The 19,093-nt window shown below is 58.4% G+C and carries 9 protein-coding genes; 3 read left to right on the top strand and 6 right to left on the bottom strand.

The genetic code is table 11. The annotated features are described in order from the left end of the window. Positions 1–4,926 (top strand): beta strand repeat-containing protein (locus FHS27_RS26550; RefSeq protein WP_184308762.1); only part of this gene is annotated, 4,926 nt, incomplete at its 5' end. A gap of 427 nt (positions 4,927–5,353) precedes the next feature. Here FHS27_RS26550 and aroE read toward each other — a convergent pair. Next, positions 5,354–6,844, bottom strand: coding sequence for a shikimate dehydrogenase (gene aroE / locus FHS27_RS26555; protein WP_009094909.1), 1,491 nt, complete (start codon positions 6,842–6,844; stop codon positions 5,354–5,356). Positions 6,845–7,088: 244 nt separating this feature from the next. Here aroE and FHS27_RS26560 point away from each other — a divergent pair, with 244 nt between their 5' ends. Next, a complete protein-coding gene (locus tag FHS27_RS26560) occupies positions 7,089–8,450 on the top strand; it encodes an outer membrane protein assembly factor BamB family protein (protein WP_184308764.1) in 1,362 nt (453 codons plus the stop codon). 193 nt (positions 8,451–8,643) lie between these two features. Beyond that, complete coding sequence (locus FHS27_RS26565) at positions 8,644–9,960, top strand: coproporphyrinogen-III oxidase family protein (RefSeq protein ID WP_184308766.1); 1,317 nt, start codon at positions 8,644–8,646, stop codon at positions 9,958–9,960. Between the two features lie 342 nt (positions 9,961–10,302). Here the strand turns inward: FHS27_RS26565 and FHS27_RS26570 are convergent, their stop codons facing one another. From FHS27_RS26570 to FHS27_RS26590, 5 genes are all read right to left on the bottom strand, one after another. Next, positions 10,303–11,544 (bottom strand): DUF1559 domain-containing protein, encoded by a 1,242-nt coding sequence (locus tag FHS27_RS26570; protein WP_184308767.1) that lies wholly within the window; start codon positions 11,542–11,544, stop codon positions 10,303–10,305. Between the two features lie 750 nt (positions 11,545–12,294). Continuing rightward, entirely contained in the window at positions 12,295–12,789 is a 495-nt protein-coding gene (locus FHS27_RS26575; protein WP_184308769.1) for a hypothetical protein, read from the bottom strand. Then, entirely contained in the window at positions 12,789–16,784 is a 3,996-nt protein-coding gene (locus FHS27_RS26580; RefSeq protein ID WP_184308772.1) for a S1 RNA-binding domain-containing protein, read from the bottom strand. Before FHS27_RS26580 ends, FHS27_RS26575 begins: the two co-directional genes overlap by 1 nt. A 333-nt stretch (positions 16,785–17,117) precedes the next feature. Then, complete coding sequence (locus tag FHS27_RS26585; RefSeq protein ID WP_184308774.1) at positions 17,118–17,567, bottom strand: hypothetical protein; 450 nt, start codon at positions 17,565–17,567, stop codon at positions 17,118–17,120. A 67-nt stretch (positions 17,568–17,634) separates the two neighbouring features. Continuing rightward, positions 17,635–19,080, bottom strand: coding sequence for a TIGR01777 family oxidoreductase (locus tag FHS27_RS26590; RefSeq protein ID WP_184308858.1), 1,446 nt, complete (start codon positions 19,078–19,080; stop codon positions 17,635–17,637). Between the last annotated feature and the right edge of the window lie 13 nt (positions 19,081–19,093).

Consider the following 19,093-nt stretch of genomic DNA (forward strand, 5'->3'; position numbering starts at 1 on the left):
GCCGTCGGCGAATCCCTCACGCTGACCTACACCATCACAGTCACCGACAGCCAAGGCGTCACCGACACGCAAGACGTCCTCATCACGATCAACGGTACCAACGACACCCCCGATATCACGACCGAGACCGGCGACAGCAACGCGGAAACGCTGACGGAAAACAACACCACATTGACGACCAGTGGCACCCTCACGACAACCGACCTGGATCTCTCCGACACCACCGCCTCCACGGTCAGCGGTGTCGTCGCCAGTGGCAACACGAGCGGCCTAGCGTCGGACAACGCTGCCCTGCTCGCAATGTTCAACTCGACCGCATCTGTCCTTGACGCGACCGAAACGTCAGACACGTTGACATGGAGTTTCAATTCAGGCAGCGAGCACTTTGAGTACCTCGCAGCAGGGGAATCGCTCGTCCTGACCTACACGATCACGGTCACCGACAGCCAAGGCACCACCGACTCACAGAATGTCACCATCACAGTCAACGGCAACAACGACCTACCGGTGATCACCGTCGAAACAGGTGACAGCTCAGCCGATTCGCTCACGGAAACCGACACCACCTTGAGCACCTCGGGAACACTCACCGTTTCGGACATGAACCTATCCGACACAGTGACATCCGCGGTCAGCGGAGTCGTCGCGAGCGGGACCACCACTGGCCTACCGTCAGACAACGCGGCACTCTTGTCGATGCTGAACTCAACGCCAAACGTCATCGATGGTACCGAAGACACCAACCAACTGACATGGACGTTTAACTCCGCTGGCGAATTCTTCGATTACCTAGCAACCGGGGAATCGCTGACGCTGACCTACACCATCACCGTCACCGATAGTCAGGGAGCAACCGACACGCAAAATGTCGTCATTACCATCAACGGAACCAACGACGCTCCCGATGTGACGATCGGCGGCGGCAGCGCTGCCGTGACGCTCACCGAAACCGACACAACGTTGTCCTCCACCGGAACGCTCACCGTCGACGACCTCGACTTGTCCGACAACGTGACCTCAACCGTCAGCAGTGTTGTCGCGGGCGGAACGACAGCAGGGATGGCGTCCGACAATGCCGCCCTGCTCGCGATGCTGACCTCAACGGCCAACGTCATCGATGGAACCGAACTCACCGACACGCTAACGTGGAACTTCAATTCCGCAAGTGAAGCGTTCGACCATCTGGCCGTCGGAGAGTCACTCACACTGACCTACACCATCACAGTCACCGACAGCCAAGGCGTCACCGACACACAAAACGTCCTCATCACGATCAACGGCACCAACGACACCCCCGATATCACGACCGAGACCGGCGACAGCAACGCGGACACGCTGACGGAAAACAACACCACATTGACGACCAGTGGCACCCTCACGACAACCGATCTGGATCTCTCCGATACCACCGCCGCCACGGTCAGCGGCGTCGTCGCCAGTGGCAACACGAGCGGCCTAGCGTCGGACAACGCTGCCTTGCTCGCAATGTTCAACTCGACCGCATCTGTCCTCGACGTGACCGAAACGTCGGACACGTTGACATGGAGTTTCAATTCAGGCAGCGAGCACTTTGAGTACCTCGCAGCAGGGGAATCGCTCGTCCTGACCTACACGATCACGGTCACCGACAGCCAAGGCACCACCGACTCACAGAATGTCACCATCACAGTCAACGGCAACAACGACCTACCGGTGATCACCGTCGAAACAGGTGACAGTTCAGCCGATTCGCTCACGGAAACCGACACCACCTTGAGCACCTCGGGAACACTCACCGTTTCGGACATGAACCTGTCCGACACAGTGACATCCGCGGTCAGCGGAGTCGTCGCGAGCGGGACCACCACTGGCCTACCGTCAGACAACGCGGCACTCTTGTCGATGCTGAACTCAACGCCAAACGTCATCGATGGTACCGAAGACACCAACCAACTGACATGGATGTTTAACTCCGCTAGCGAGTCCTTCGATTACCTAGCAACCGCGGAATCGCTAACGCTGACCTACACCATCACCGTCACCGATAGTCAGGGAGCAACCGACACACAAAATGTCGTCATCACCATCAACGGAACCAACGATGCTCCGGTGATCACTATCGAACCTGGTGATAGTACCGCATCAGCGATCACCGAATCAAACACCGGATTGACAGACAGCGGCACATTAACGATCACCGACCTTGATCGAACGGACAACGTCACCGCGACCGTCGATGCAGTCAGCGTGAGTGGCACCGGAATAGCGAGCCTTCCGGCAGGACTCGACAACACCACCCTAGAGAGCCTTTTATCTTTGACGCCGTCCGCCATTTTGGACGGAACCGAGACCAGCCAATCGTTGACTTGGAACTTCAACAGCGGCAGCGAAGCATTCGACTTCCTCGCAACCGGTGAAACACTCATTCTGTCCTACACCATCAGCGTCACTGATGACGACGGTGCTCCGTTGACCGACACCGAAACCATCACCGTCACGATCACCGGAAGCAACGATGCTCCTGTCATTACCGACGGACCGGACACACTCGCGTTAACCGAAACCAATTCCGGATTGACCGGCCTCGGTTCACTAACAATTGGTGACGTGGATATGACCGACACGGTCACCGCAGCGGTTGACAGCCTGACCGTCAGTGGCACTGGGGCCGGCAGTGTCCCCGGATCGTTAACCAACACCATGATGGAAGGTTTCCTGTCGGTTTCGCCGTCTGCGATTTTGAACGGAACCCAAACCAGCAATTCCCTCGGATGGTCTTTCGATAGTGGCAGCGAAGCTTTCGATTTCCTTGCCAGCGGCGAGACGTTGATCCTTACCTATACCTTGAGTGCGACCGACGACGACACCACGCCTCTGAGCGACACCGAAACGGTGACCGTCACGATCACCGGAACCAACGATGGCCCGGTCGCAGTCATCGACACTGCAACAGCTGCCGAAGCCGGCGGAATTGCCAACGGGACCCCAGGCGTGGATCCCTCGGGTAACGTACTGGACAACGACACCGACGCAGACATCTCCGATACGAAAAACGTTAGTGGAGTCGTTGCAGGCATCTCCGCGAGTGCGTCGGGTTCGGTGGGAGCCCAGGTCACCGGTGTTTACGGAGCGATCACAATTGATAGTGATGGCAATTACACCTATCTCGTCGACAACGCCAACGCGACCGTTCAAGCACTGCGGACGTCTGCGGACACGCTTGACGATGTCTTCACATATACTGTGATCGACTCCGACGGCGCTGAATCGAGCCAACAGATTACGATCACGATCCAAGGTGCGAACGACACACCTCACGATCTCACCGCAGTGGGAATGACGATAAACGAAAACCCAACCAACGGTGACATCGCTGGCAAGGTATCGACCAGCGACGTGGACACGGGTGACACTACGACTTACCAATTGACCGACGACGCAGGAGGCCGATTCGACATCAACAGCTCCGGCGACGTCATCGTGATCAACTCGAGTGGCATCAACTATGAGGTCAATTCGCAACACGACGTCACGATCGAAGTGACGGATACTGCAGGTGCCACTTATCTCGAAACATTCACGATCTACATCAACGATATCGACGAATTTGATGTCGTCGGCTATGGCGACTCAGACGGGTCCGCTAACGAAGTCGATGAAAATGCCAACTCCGGAGTCGGTGTTGGCATTACCGTGTCCGCCAGCGACGCCGATGGAACCAACAACACGATCACTCACTCGCTGATCGATGACGCAGGGGGACGATTTGATATCAACCCGAGCACCGGAGAGATCATCACCTCGTCATCGGCGCCACTGAACTACGAGGTCGACAGCTCCCACAACGTCACCGTCCGGAGCGTTTCCTCCGACGGCAGCGAAGTGACCCAGACCTACACCATCGCGATCCGTGATATCAACGAGGCTTCCGTCGCCAACGATGACTCGTACAACACGCTCGCCGGACAATCAGTTACGCTCACGACCCCCGATCCGTTGGGCAACGACACCGACGTTGATGGTGACGAATTGGAGATGTTCCTCGTCACCGGTCCTTCATCGGGAACACTCTCGATCGATTCCAACGGTGTGATCACTTACACACCACAATCGGGATTCTTCGGCACCGACACGTTCACGTACCGCAGCGACGACGGCATGCTATTGAGCGATAACGTGGCTACCGTTTCGATCAACGTTCAAGCCGGAGGCGGTGGATCCGGAGGCGGATCCGGAGGCGGATCGGGAAGTGGCTCGGGCAGCGGATCGGGCGATGGCGGTTCCGGTGACGGCGGCGGCTCCGGCGATTCCGGCAGCGGAGACGGCGGCAGCGGTGACGGAGGAAGCGGCGACGCAAGTCCCACCGATTCAGCAGCGTCGGGCGAAACGCCTATCGGTGGTCTCGCCAACGACATCGCTGGTGATTCACGCGGCCAATTCGACGCCAACACGACACAGGCAAATCGCGGACCATCACAGCAAAACGGTGATTCGAACGAACAAGAAGGCACGGCAAACGAAAAGCGAGACTCCATCCTCGGCAGCAACTCAAACCACGTGCTGAACTCGACACTGCGAACCTCATCGACCCAGCAAACCGAAATGATGTCCGTCGCGTCAATCTTTCAAAAAGGACTCGCCGATGCCCTTTTGGAAATCGACGAAGACTCACTGTTATCTTGGTACGCACTGACCAACCCGACCCAGCACGCGACGGGTGAAGCTGAAGAACACGAATTCATGGTCGGCGGTGTCGGCACCACGCTCGGCATCGCATCGATCGGATATGTCCTGTGGGCACTCCGCGGCGGCATGTTCGTCGCGACCATGTACGCGGGTATCCCGGGATGGCGAATGCTCGATCCAACCACCCTTCTCAACGCCTACCGAGGCGACGACTCGCCGAAAGACCGAGTCGAAGAGATGCTCGATGCCGAGGAAAAGTAAGAAGCAACCTCAAACGGTTCACCGGGGCTTAACGGCCCCGGCAAAGGCTCTGCCGGCCCTCCGGGCCTCATTCTGGTCGTCAGTAATGCCGTTCATGTCCCCTGAGATCACTGCGTGAGTTACCGCTAGGCTTTGCGGATGAACTCGAACGTGTAGCAACGTACTTCGCCGCCGCTGAGCACTTGCACCATTAGGCACGGCGTGCCGACACAATCACTGCCGGGGGTGCCAACCCCCGGCAACAAAGTCAACGACGCAGGCAGGCCCGGAGGGCCGATACAACCTTTAGCGACCTGCTGCAGAACCGTCCTTGTGTCGGCCCTTCAGGCCTCTCGCGATGAAGGGATACGTTCACCGGCGTTTAACGGCCCCGGCAAAGGTTCTGCCGGGCCTCATGCCGGTCCCCAAACTTCCCAAACCAATCTCGCTAATTAACTTGCACCGGGTTGGTTGCCTGTTTGATCTTTTGCCTCATCAGATCCGTTGGTGCGTCTTGGCCGGTAAACAGACGGTACTGGTACGCTGCTTGACGGACGAACATGTCGACGCCCGTGATCACGCGCGCGCCCTTACGTTTGGCTTGCTTGATCAGCAGCGTGTTCTCGGGGTTGTACACCGTATCAAACACAACCATGTACTCGTTCAACGCGGTCATACTGTACGGCGAACTGTCGACGTTCGGATGCATTCCCACTGGCGTGCCGTTGATCAACAAGTGAGCCTTCGTTTCATGCCGCTGGTCCCACTCGACCGCGTGGCAGCCCAGTTCACCGGCCAACATTTGAGTGCGTTCCATCGTTCGCGACGCGATGTAAACGTCGCACTTGCGTTGACGCAATCCCCACGCGAGAGCACGCGAGACACCACCGGCCCCGAGGATCATCGCGACTTTACCCTGCATCGAATTTTCTTGGCCACGCTTCAATCCAAACGTCTCTTCGATGCAGTCCATTGCCGCGCGATAATCGGTGTTGTATCCGATCCGATCCTCGCCGTTGAAAATCATCGTATTGATCGCACCAATCCCCGTCGCACTCGCTTCGGCTTGGGTGCAGTACGCCACCGACGCCTCTTTGTGCGGGATCGTCACGCTGATGCCCTCAACGCCGATGCTGTGGCACGTGTTCATGAACGTTTGCAGATCGTCTTTTGGCAAACGAAACGGCAAGTAACGCGCGTTCAATCCCGCGTCAACAAACGCGGCGTTGTGAATCAGTGGGCTGTGACTGTGGGCGACCGGGTCGGCAATCACACCGAACAACGCGGTGTCCTTATTGATCGTCTCGTAATGGTAGATGCTGTTCATCTCCTTCCAGTTCAGCTGGCCCGGCGCGAGCTTTTTGTCAGTGCTGAAAGTCGCGTACGTGAACGGCGATCCAACGCGATTGGCGAGGATCCGCGTCAGCATCCCCAACTCGCCCATGCAGATTCCGATCGTGGGAACGGTTGCCTTTTGGACCAATTGAATCATCCGGACGTTGTCCGAAAACGTGTTCGCCATCGTCGCGATCTTAACGATGTCCGCATCCTCGGCCGCCATCGCCGCGTGCAGTTCCTCCAATTCGTCCGGCGTGCCCGAGAAATCGTGGTAACTGATAATCCGTTTCGTCGCCCCGTATCGCGGAATCTGAGACGCCACGTCGGCTTCGATGTCGACGTATTCCACGCCCGCCGCGATGGCACTACGCAACAGAACCAATCGCTCCTGTTCGGTGCCTTCCCAGCGTCCGCCGTCCTCTTTCCGCCGAACGGACAAAACCACGGGGCCCGGTCGATCTTGGACGAGTCGTTTCAGATTCACCGCACGGGTGATGAAATCCAGACGTAACTCGACGAGCTCAGCCCCCTGTTCCACCAAAAATTGGTGTTCCGCAATCATTTTTTGGTGGCGGGCACGCCCAAGACTAACACAAATCATTGAAAATAAACTCGAAAGGCAAACAGATTGGTTCCGGCATCCGGTCGGTCCCCGGTGTCCGACAGTTTATAATAGTCCGTATGAAATCGAATAGACCGTGAACGATCGACAGCGGTTCACTCGTTAATGATTTGCGATGCCATCGGCTCGTAAAAAACTCCGCGGTTCGCGAAAACGCCTCCCCACCGCAAAATCCCACCCATTCGCCAGCCCACCCCCATTCACCTGCCCAATAACACGATCTATGACCGCAGCCATTGCTCGATTGACGTTCACCGCATTGGCGGTGCTGAGTGTTTTCCATCTCGGCGCGAACGACATTCTTCACGCGAGCGACAATCAGCCTGTCGCGTCACCACCATTACCGACGTGGACCATGTCGCGGGCGGACATCGGCGCCAGCGGCGCGGTGCCTCAAACCTTGCCGCGAGATTTGAAAATCCTCTGGGAGACTCAAACCGAAGAAGCCATCGAGACCACGCCCGTCAGCGATGGTGTTCGCGTCTACATCACCGATGTGATGGGAAGCGTCGAAGCCCTCGATGCGCAAACCGGAAAATCGATCTGGCGGCGATCCTTTGACACCGGCTTTGTCGCCCCCGCGGGCCTCTATCTGCCCTCGTCGGTCACGCCGAGCGACTCCATCGAAACCGCGAAACTCCCAGTGATCGATGTTCAAAAGAGCATCACCGACGCGTCATCCGATCCCCTCAGCAACGACGACACAACCGGCCGCACATCGGGGTTCGAACAACCGCTCCTGATCGTCGGCGACGTGGAGGGAAACGTGGAGGCCATGAATCCGGAAACCGGTGAATCCCTTTGGAAATTCACAACCGACGGTGAAATCAACGCAGCCCCCGCGTTCTTTGCCGTCCCACTGCAACGCGATCCTTCCTCGAGCAACGCAGAGAAGTCCGAACAATTCGAAATCCGATTGTTGCAAACCAGCCAAGACGGATGCCTTTACTGCCTCAACGCCCACACCGGCGAGTTAGTCTGGAAATACGAAACCGGAGACCAGATCCGATGTGCCGCATCGATCGGTTCGGGAAAAACTTTCCTGGGCGGTTGCGACGGTGCGTTGCACATTGTTGATTTAGCGACCGGCGAAGCGGCCCGCGAGGCGATGCCTTTGGGAGGCCCGACCGGCAGCACCCCGGCAGTGATTGGCGACGAAGTTTTTCTGCCGATCATGGACGGTGCCGTGTTCGCGTTTAATCCCACCTCAGGTGAGATCCGATGGAAATTCGAAGACCCGGAACGTTTGCAGGAATACCGCAGCAGCCCCGCGATCGGCCCCGACCGGATTATCGTCGGCAGTAACAACAAACACATCGACGCCCTCGATCGCAAAACCGGGGAACGAATTTGGCGGAAAACACTCCGCCGCCGAGCAGACGCCTCGCCACTGATCGCCGGAGACGATGTCTGGATCGCATCCACCGATGGACTGCTGCAACGTTTGTCTTTGGCCGACGGTGAAGAAACCTGGTCGTTCGAATCGCGTGGCAAATTCATTGCCGCCCCCGCGATCCTCGGTGACCGTCTCATCATCGCCGACGACGACGGCCTCGTCCGCTGTTTCGCCGCCCCGAGTCCCTAACGTTAAGAGAAAACCACGCCCCACACGTTCTCTGGACACAATCAATCCTGCGTCCAATCGCCTCCCGCGTTAGAATGAGACACACGCGTTAAAATCTCTGACACGCCGCCTCCCCAAAACGCCAACCTTCTCCCACCATCGCTCACACTCCATCGGCGATTCACGTCCTACCCGCACCCCCGAGCCACCATCGATGACCAGCACTTCCAGCGACGATAAAACCGAAGTAGGCAGCGTCTTTATTTCGAACTACCCGCCGTACAGCCAATGGAATGCCGAGGCTCTCGAAGACGTCCGTACGCGGATGCAGTCACCACCGGCCAACGACAACCCGCTCGGCCTGTACTTGCACATCCCGTTCTGCCGCAAGCGTTGCAAGTTCTGTTATTTCAAAGTCTTCACGGACGTTAACGCGGGCGAAGTCCAACGGTACGTCGATGCGTTGTGCGACGAAATCTCGATGGTCAGCAAACTGCCTGTCATGGGCAACCGACCGTTTCGATTCGTTTACTTCGGCGGCGGCACACCCAGTTTCCTATCACCGAAACAACTCACCAAACTCGCCGACCGCCTGCACGAACACATCACATGGGACGGCGCCGAAGAAGTCACGTTCGAGTGCGAACCGGGCACTCTGAGCGAAACGAAAGTCAAAACTCTTCGTGAAAAACTCGGTGTCACCCGCCTCAGTCTCGGTGTCGAAAACTTCAACGACGCGTTGCTCGAAGAAAACGGACGTGCCCACCTCAGCAAACAAGTCTTTGCGGCGTGGGAATGGATCGAAGCGGCAAATTTCCCGAACGTGAACATTGATTTGATCGCGGGCATGGTTGGCGAAACATGGGACAACTGGCGTGACAACATCCGGCGCACGATTGAGATGTCACCCGAGAGCGTCACGATCTACCAAATGGAATTGCCGTTCAACACGATCTACAGCAAAGACATGCTCGGCAACAAAACCGAGAGTCCGGTCGCCCCATGGCAAACCAAACGCGATTGGGTCGACTTCGCCTTCGATGAACTCATCGCCGCGGGCTACAAAGTCAGCAGCGGTTACACGCTCGTCAAAGACACCGGCAAAGTGAACTTCTCCTACCGTGACAATTTGTGGCGGGGTGCCGATTTGATCGCCACCGGTATCGCGAGTTTCGGACACGTCCACGGTGTGCACTACCAAAACCTCCCGCACATGAACGAGTACCTCGAAACCGTCGAGGCGGGCAATCTGCCACTGGGCCGTGGTTACGTGCCCACGCCGCATCAATCACTCGTCCGAGAACTCATCCTCTTACTCAAACGCGGCTTCGTCGAACGCGACTATTTCCAAGAGAAGTTCGGCGCCGACATCCTGACGCAGTGGCGTGAGGTCTGGGATCGCTACGTCGAACAAGGGCTCGCCGAAATTCACGACGATCAGATCCGTCTCACCCGCGAAGGACTCCTACGCGTCGACTCCTTGCTGCCCGCGTTCTTCGAACCCGAACATCAAAACGTGCGGTACACCTAGAACGTCGCAAAGGTTGAACTGCCGCTTTTCAACGTCCCTGGACTGATTCAGACGTCCGGCCTCCGAGGCCTGACAACATTGGCGATCGGGCGGCGACGTTGGCTCAAGCATTTCCCAACGGATGTCGACGGTGAACACGAAAAAAGCCCACCCCGTTCGGCCGTGCCGATCGAGATGAGCTTTCGCGACGACGGGAACCACATCGACAGGGTGACTCGGACGCTCTCTGCTTACGCGGTCTGAATTCTGCTCTACCGCAACTCATTCAGCCTATTGCTGCGGACGCAGCTCGCTAGGTTCTCGCTGATCCCTCAGCAGTTGCTCAGCAGAGCGATATCTAAATCAAAACTCGTCGCTAATGACTTCGTTGGATCCACGCGTGCCGAGCGATCCCCACAACCCGAAGGGGCTCGCCGAACCAGGAACGGACAACGTGTCATCGTTCTGGCTATCGACAGAAACCATCGCTCGACCGGATAGATTTCCTGCGTCGATGGAATCAGTGATGAACCGAACGGCACCATCGCCCATCAAAACGTGCGCGCCGCCTTGGTGACGGCTTCCCGGCGGGCACACTGCCTCAGCCTGGTGCCAGTTGGCACTGAAGCACAACTCTCGGTTCGGTGGCAAAACCGTGTAGACACCGCTATGGAGATGCAAGCCCCAGGCCCAACGATAACCACGCCGATTGTCCACGGCACTCGAGGTGAACGGTGCACCGGAGTCCCAGAACGAAGGTCGTTCCGCGTCGACGAATGACTCACAGGCCACCGCACCGCCGGTCGACTTCAACGGCCCGGTCGGCCCAGATGTGCCGTTCACCGGTCGTGTCCGTTTGTCATCGTCACCGATGTCGGTGACCATTTCACCCATCGCGATTGTGTTTGAAAGGCCGTCCAAGACATCACGAAAGGCGGACTTTAACTGACTCTTAAAGAAGCCTCGATTGCTCGCGTTGGCCTCCTGAAAGATCGATGACGATTTCGGCGTTCCGTTAGTGTTGTACACCTGACCAAGATTGGTCGCGTCAATCGAGTCGCCCATGCAAACGCCGTAATTGGTTCGCCCCATCGCGGGAAGCCCGACGCCCGGATCACTAGGACAACGGAACGTTGCGATATCCGATTCGTAGGGATCATATGGACCGGCATCGGATGCAACGAGACGGCTGAACACGCGGCCTGGGTAAGGGCCCATCGGAGCGTAAACATTCCCCGCTCCCGGAAGCCCCGCGGGAACTTGATACGGGTTGGAAACCTGTTCCCAAAGCGTCTGCTGTTCGATGAACGGTGTCAGGCCTACCAACGCGGACAATTCGAGACTGTTGCTTCCGGGAACTTTTTCCCGCCCCGAGATCAGGGTCGAGGTCCCACCGCCTTGAATGGGCAATTGATTGTAACTGGAGTGATAGTTGTGAATCGCCAAGCCGATTTGCTTGAAATTGTTACTGCAACTCATTCGGCGTGCCGCTTCTCGTGCGGATTGAACGGCCGGTAGCAACAAGCCTACCAGCACGCCAATGATTGCGATCACCACGAGAAGTTCCACCAACGTGAAACCACGATCTAATTTTTGCCTAGACAAAATTCACTCTCTCTTATGTAGGTTTGCCGGGATACAACGAGCCAGAATGCTCTCATGACGTCAACGCGCGAAGTCTCGTCCTACCAACCGTGCAACTCGTGGGGTGAAGCACTAGATCGAAAGAACGTGAACACCACTGTCCAACGTCAGCGACAAACAATAGACAGGCCGCTGGTCTTGCTATTGGAAGAAACAATCACCAAAACGATATCGATGCGCACACCAAAACAGCGTGCGTGTCCCCTCCCTGAAACGGCCACTAAAGACACAATGTGTCCCCTTCTGATTCGCCGTTTTCGCAACCCTGGTAAAGAACTTTGACGGCATGGATGCCTATCGCTGCCCCCGAGGACCAGCAACTCGCCACTGCATTCCGTTACGGTGCGGGTTTTCGCCGAAAAGAATCAAACTCGCTGTCGAGACATTTTTTTGAGTATTTTTCGCTGACCAGCGCAAGAGCCTGAAAAGCTAGCCGAGCTTTCCTGCAAGTGCCGTAGGCTTTCAAAGGCGCCTACGTTCACCGGACCGTGCCCCACTCTCCGTCGACGGTGCCGGCGCCAAATTTTGTAGACTCAGAATGGGCATCATTGTGGCATCGGTTCTCAGACCGATCGGATTGGGTGTCGCAACTACCGGCCACCGGCCCAAACGCCTCAGTCGTACAAGCCCAAGGACGAACAAAGGCTCGCGACGCGCCAACACTCAGAAAAGGCTAGCAAGAGACGAGTGCGAGTTGAGTCTGCCTCGTCGCTATGCGCTGCTTTTGGCGGCGTACAGTTCGGCGTATTCGATTGCCCAGGTATCGATCAGCTGACTGAACTCGTCCGGATCGACGTCGGCGATTTTGGCGTAGTACGAACGGTTGAAGATCTCACGATTGAGCACCGTGCCCTTACCTTTGAGATCGAGCACGCGGAGATCGCTGTAAGGACGGATCGCGATTTCGAGCCGGCTGTACAGGTTACTGCGTTTACCGGCATCGAGCCGCAAATCGTCGCGATAGCAGGCTTCGCCCCATCCCTCTTCGCCGAACACCGATTCGGTGCGGAAGCCGGGAAAGTGATCGGCGACTCGCTGCACCGCTTTCTCGATCTTCTCCGACAGCGTCAAACGATACGAAGCATGCAGCCGCTTCAGATCCTCTTCACTGAGTTCCTTGCGGCGTTCTTCAGATGCCTGATATTCAGCTCGACGACGACCGCGTTCGATCGCAGACTCGAGCCGTGACTCGAAATCGTCGCTCATCACGCATTCTCCCCCGAAGGGTTCGTTTCCGCGGTCGCGGCAGCCGATTCAGACGGGGCTTCCGGTTTCGACTCGGCAGGAGCCTCAACGGCGACGGGTGGTTCAGCGGCGGGTGCCTCTGGCTCGGCCGGTTTGCTCGCTTCGGGTTTCTTGTCTGCCGGCTTCTTCTCAGCCGGTTTCTTCTCGGCTTTCGGCTTGTCCTTGTTGAACAGTTGCATCAGGTCACCGAACGATCGCAATGGTTCTTTGCCTTCTTGCATCGCGTCGGAGAGCGGAGCCGAATCGGGTTCTTTCCCGACGACTTCGTAGACTTCTGGACGCCGTGGGCCGCGTCCGCCGCCACGTTGTTGGTCGCGTCGACCACCGCCGGCTCGTCCGCGTCCGCCGTCACGTCCTCCCCCGCCACCGCGGCTGTCACGACGTGGCCCGCCGCCACCGGATCGCGATCGATCGCCTTGCCCCTTGCCTTGGCCGCCCCGTGCAGGTCCTGCACCAGCGGTTCCGCCGCGGCTTTGCGGTGCTCCGCCGGATTCGCGTGCACCCGCTGCGGCTGCACCTCGGCCACGACCGCCTCGATCACCACCGCGTGGCGGACGTGAATCATGACGTCGTGCTTGCAACTCCGCTTCGCGTTGTGGCGAGATCGCACTGAGTCCGACGCGGCGACGCTTGCTGTCAATTCCGGTCACCCAAGCGGTCACGACGTCACCGACCTGGACCGCCTCATGAAGGTCTTCGACGAAACCATCCGAGATTCGGCTGACGTGAATCAGCCCGCTGCACTCGGGGGTCAGTTCGACGAAAACGCCGAACGGCATCACGCCGACGACAACACCGATGACTTGGTCGCCTTCCTTGAGTTCATTCAACGCTGGCATGGTCGTCATGACGGCCGGTGCCGGTCCGTTGACCGTGCCCTCACCAAATGGTTCGCACAACCAGTCGACGATTTGTTTGGATCGACGAACGCCGACCTGCCATTCTTTGATCAGTTTGTCGACCTTAGCACGCTCCGGCTTCGGTTGACGGAATGGCTCGGGAACCGACGGCGCGGCCGGAGTCTCTGCAGCTGGTTGTTCCTCCGGTGCGTCTTCGGATGATTCAGCAGCGGGTGCTGCAGATTCGGCCTCGCCTTCGGTCGAATCAGCGGAAACCTCTTCGGCGGGCTTCTCTTCCGTAGGTGCGTCTTCGGTCACGGGAGCCGCATCGAGCGAAGCCGTCTGATCCGCAGGTGCAACCGGCTCCGATTCGGAATCACTGGATGCTTCCGTAGGCGTTTCGGTTTCGGCGGATGCTTCCGCACTCGAATCGTCTGAATCGCTCGGCCCGAACGCTTTTTCCTCATCCGCGGAAGCTTCCGCGGCTGGCTTGTCACCAGCCTCTGCACCGGAGTCCGCAATCGTCTCGACCACGGTCGGCTTCGGCTCACTGTAGTCGGGCAGTTCATAGCCCGGTGGCGTTTGTGGTGGCAACTCGATCTCGAGTGCTTTGGCCAATCGCTTGGCGAGCGCGTAATCCTCAGGGTGAATCAGCGTACCGTCGAGAGTCTCTTCGCTGCCGAAGACTCGCAGGAACGGCAACGCCTGACGCGTGTGAATCGGCGAGGCCCACGCGGCACGAGCGAGCAAATCGTCACGCGAGGCGATCAGTTTTTCACGGCGCTCCGTATCGATCCTCGCGGCCGTTTGTTCCGTCATACCCGGCAAACGTTCCAACCATGAAGCGGTGGTCGAGTTCACGTCGACACCTCCGCGAGCGGCACCGCTGACGAGGACGTCTTCGAGCGCGTCCAAAACGGCTTGGTCGGACAACTCACGTTGGAAGGAACCTAAACGCAGTTTCAGTGGGTCGACTTTAACCATCGCCTGCGACGGTTGCAGAGTCGAGAACGCGATCCACGCCGCTGAACGGAAACGTCGCGGGGTCGAACGCATTTCTTGGTCACCCGCGGCACTGCCGGCGTAGGCGTCAGCACCACTGCGATCGGCGAGCGTCCAGCGAACCGATTGGTCGGCGGACTGTTTGATCAATTCACCCACCGCGATCATGCACGCCCGGCGGGCGGGACCGTTGCTGATCACGATCAGATCGACGTGATACTGATGGATCAACTCACCCATCTTGGTCACCGCGAGGGTTCGCATCGCGGCGGACAATTGGCAAGGAATGTCTTCGTTGTGCAACACGCGTCCGTCGGCGGCAACGATCGAGGTCGCTGCGGTGCGCGGCCCGATTGCGTCGATCGACATCACGACTTTGGCTTCCACGCCACCGCGATTGATTTGCCGGTGCAAATTATCTGCAGCGATCGCAACGAGGCGAGCCGAGGCTTGCTCTTGAATTTCGTCCCACCACGCACTCTCGGCGGCGTCACGAAGTGCGGCTTCGTTCGCCAAAACGATCGCAGCAAGCCGATCGCTGAAGTGACGGTTCAGATTCGAAGCGGCCTTTTGAACTTCCGCAACGAGCTGGGCTGCGTCGTAGTCGAACGCACACGTGGCCACTTGGCTGCGCAACGCCCGGCTTAACATCACGATTTGGAAAGCGCTCAGTTTGTTCGCTGGCATGCGTTTGCCGGCGAGCGGTTTGAGCGTGCTGACGAGCCAACGACGACGACGTTGACGCGGCGACACCTTTTTCTTCTTCGCGGGTTTCGCCGCAGGAGCCGCTTTCTTTTCGGTCGCCGTAGCTGCGGGTGCTGCCGCAGCCTCGGTCGCGGGAGCCGCTTCCGCAGCGGTGGGCTCGGTCGACTCAGCAGCCGGTGCCTCGGCCGCTGGTGCCTCGGCCGCTGGTGCCTCGGCCGCTGGTGTTTCGGTCGCGGGCGTTTCAGTGGCATCCGCGGCAACCGGTTCAGTCGCGGCAGCAGGCTCCGGCTTCACTTCCTCAGCGTGAGGAGCCTCAGCACTTTCGGTTGCGGGCGACTCGGCAACGGATGTTTCAACCGCTGGTGTTTCGGATGCGGGCTCGGCAACAGCTTCAGCAGCAGGAGATTCCGTTGCCGGGGCATCGGTAGCGACCGCGTCAGCAACCGGCGTTTCAGCCGAAGCATCCGCAACGGGTGCGTCCGCGACAGGAGTTTCGGTGGGCGACGCTGGCTCGGACTCATTCGAGGACGCCGAGGCGTCGGCAACAGGCTCGCTGCTGACTGACGCATCACTCGCGGGTTCCGTGACTTCAGGAGCATTCGCGGCTTCGCCGGTCTTGCTCGCTTCGGCTTCGGCCGATTTACCTTTTTTCTTTTTCTTGTTCTTTTTGCCCGACTTAGCCGGCTGCTCGTCGCCTTCGTCGCTACCGCCGTGCGGGTCGGTGACTTCGAGAATGTGAATTTTGGCGTGGCGTGACAGCCAACGAACGGCGGCGCCCATGATTCGCGGGTCTCCGCTCATCCGTTTCGCCAACGCGTCGTCGAGTTTCGCGATTGCGGACTCTGCCGAAGGAGCCGACGGTGTGCCGGACTCAGTCGAATCTTCTGGGGTCGCCCCATCTTCGGACACGGGAGCCGCGGAATCCGACTCCGACGGTGCCTCTGGGGTCTTGGGCGTTTCGGGCGTTGGAGTCGCAACGGCCTGCATCAACTCCCCAGCGAGTGCCTCGAGATTATCGCCGTCGCCTTTCTGAGGGCTCAAAACGCGAACCGCCAAACGCTGAGTCAAACTGCCGGACTCACCCGATTCCGACTTCACCCGGCGACTGAGTCGGTCGAGCAAACGACGTGATTTCGCCCCTGAAATCGCCCGTCCGATCGCGGGATCGGCCAATTGCGTCGCACTCCACGCCGAATGCAACTGCTCGCGGTACTCGTCGAGCCGTTGTTGGGTGCGGACGGCGTGGGAGAGGGCCCACAGGCTGGGTTCGTCGAGACCGCCTAGCTCATCACGCCGGTATCGGGCGAGAAATGGCGGCGTGTAACCTTGCTCGATCAACGGCAGGGCCAAACGTAAACTCGAAACCTCGCAACGCCCGCGTTGGGCGATTGCGTCCAGATCAACGTTCATCAGATGTTCGGTCGCTTTACTAACTTTGGGGGAACGACACGAGAGTCAAACGGTCGTCCACGAAACACGCGAAAGTGGTTATATGATCGAGCGGACGCCGTCGCTTGGGTGTACCGAAAGGTGCCAGCACGCATTCTTAAAACGAATGCAAAACCGACCGAATCGAAACGCTGCGAGGACCATAGACGAACCGCTCTAGATCGAGCCTGGGGAGAATAAAGCCGGGAGCCCCTCATTGTCAACCATCGCACATTTTGCCATCCCCCAACGATCCCATCCCCAATCGCCCCTCAATCACGTCAAAGCGACGAGCCACGAGAGACGAGCGACCTGTCACCTGTCACCCCCAACCAACCTCCACAAACAAAACGCCATCAATCCCCCTCGCATCGACCACGCGATCGTGCGGATCCAATTACTCGACACCAGACGTCGGTACACCTGTGGATCGAAACCGTCAGCCAATCGTGAGTGACAGGGCACCTGCAAAAACGCCGTGCTCGCCCAAATCACCACCAGTAACACGAACCCGAACACCATCCAGGACCGCGGGACAATCTCCGATCCCCAAACAATCAACCCCGCCGCACTGACGATCTCCACCAGCATCGGAACCATGACAATCGGCGTGATCAATCTCGCGTGATCGACCGCATACCGCGCGAACGCCTCCTCACCGACGCGGTCGAACATCTGATAGTGAACGATTTGCACCATCCAAATCAGCCCCACCATGTACCACGTGGAGACCAGATTCAGCACGAATAAGAGTTGCGGGATCATTCAATCTATCGTTTTGTATGGTTCGTTTCAGTTCGCGGCCGAATCAAACTTCGACGCACGAGCGACCTCAAACTTCCGAGGGCAGCCGGTCTTTTCCGAGCGAGTAACTCAGCACTTCGGCGAGCGACTGAAAACGGAACTCGTACCCGCTCGACGATAACTTTTCAGGAATCACCCGCGTGCTGGCGAGCAACAACGCATCGGCCATTTCACCGACCGCAACCCGTAACGCCGCCGCCGGTGCTGGAAACAACGCGGGACGACCAAGGACACGGCCGAGCGTTTTGGCAAATTCACGATTGGTCATCGGAGACGGTGAAACAAAATTGACCGGCCCCGACACCGAGTCGGTGTGGATCAAGTGAACGATCCCACCGAGAACATCATCCAACGCGATCCAGCTCCAGTACTGCCGCCCGCTTCCGAGCGATCCACCACAGAACTTCGCCGGCACCAGCATCTGCTCGAGCGCCCCGCCCTTGGGCGACAGCACAATTCCGAATCGAGCGTTCGCGACTCGCACGCCTGCCTCGGCCGCCGCCTCACACGATCCTTCCCATTGCTGCGACACGCCCGCGAGGAAATCGTCGCCCGGTGCGGACGTCTCGTTCAATATCTCGTCGCCGCGGTTGCCATAAAATCCAGTCGCCGATGCACAAATCAAGGTTTCCGGTCGGTTGGACAGCTTCGCCATCCGTTCGCACAACTCTCGCGTCTTCAAAACGCGACTGTCACGGATCTCTTGCTTGACGTCATCGGTCCAACGCTTGCTCGCGATCGACTTCCCCGCGAGATGAACGACCACGTCGACATCGTTGAACTTTTCAAACTCTTCATCGCTCGACCAAGCCGCGATCTCATCCTCACCACCGGTCTTTCCTCGCGTGATCTTGACAACGCGGTGCCCCAAAAGCGTTAACAGATTGCACAATGCGGAACCGACTAACCCCGTCGCTCCCGAAACCGCAATCGTTTTCGGTTCCGACGGATACTTCGCCATCAACGCCAGATCGTCTCGCGTCACGCGGTGCCGGTACGCGAACATTGCCTCCAACTTCGATCGCACCATCGATCCGCCTAGCACCTCGCCAAACGTTTTCATGGGCACCTGATACGACACGTCATCGGTCATCCGCGACGCATTCGGGCCCGTGCCTTGGAACCGATGCTGGTGATGCCAAAACGCGAACGGACCGGAATCTTGCACGTCCGCGAACAGGGTCGGAGGATCGTACAGCGTATGGCGAGCCTTCCATCGCAGCGACACACCAAACAGCCCCGTCTTCAACACCACGCGACTGCCAACGGCGAGGCTGTTGTCGCTGTGTTCGATTTCGACCGATTCCCACGGCGGCACCAATCGGCCCAGACAACCAGGACGCGAGTGGTAGTCATACGCGTCTTCCACCGAGACCGGCAAATCCACTCCCGCCACATACCGCGACGCACCGGCGGGCGTCTCCACGGCATCCCCGCTCGCGCCGCCGTCGGCGGTCTCCGCACCGTTACTCATGCCGTTGCCCGCA

The organism is Aporhodopirellula rubra (assembly GCF_014192335.1).
GTDB classification, from domain to species: Bacteria; Planctomycetota; Planctomycetia; order Pirellulales; family Pirellulaceae; genus Rhodopirellula; species Rhodopirellula rubra.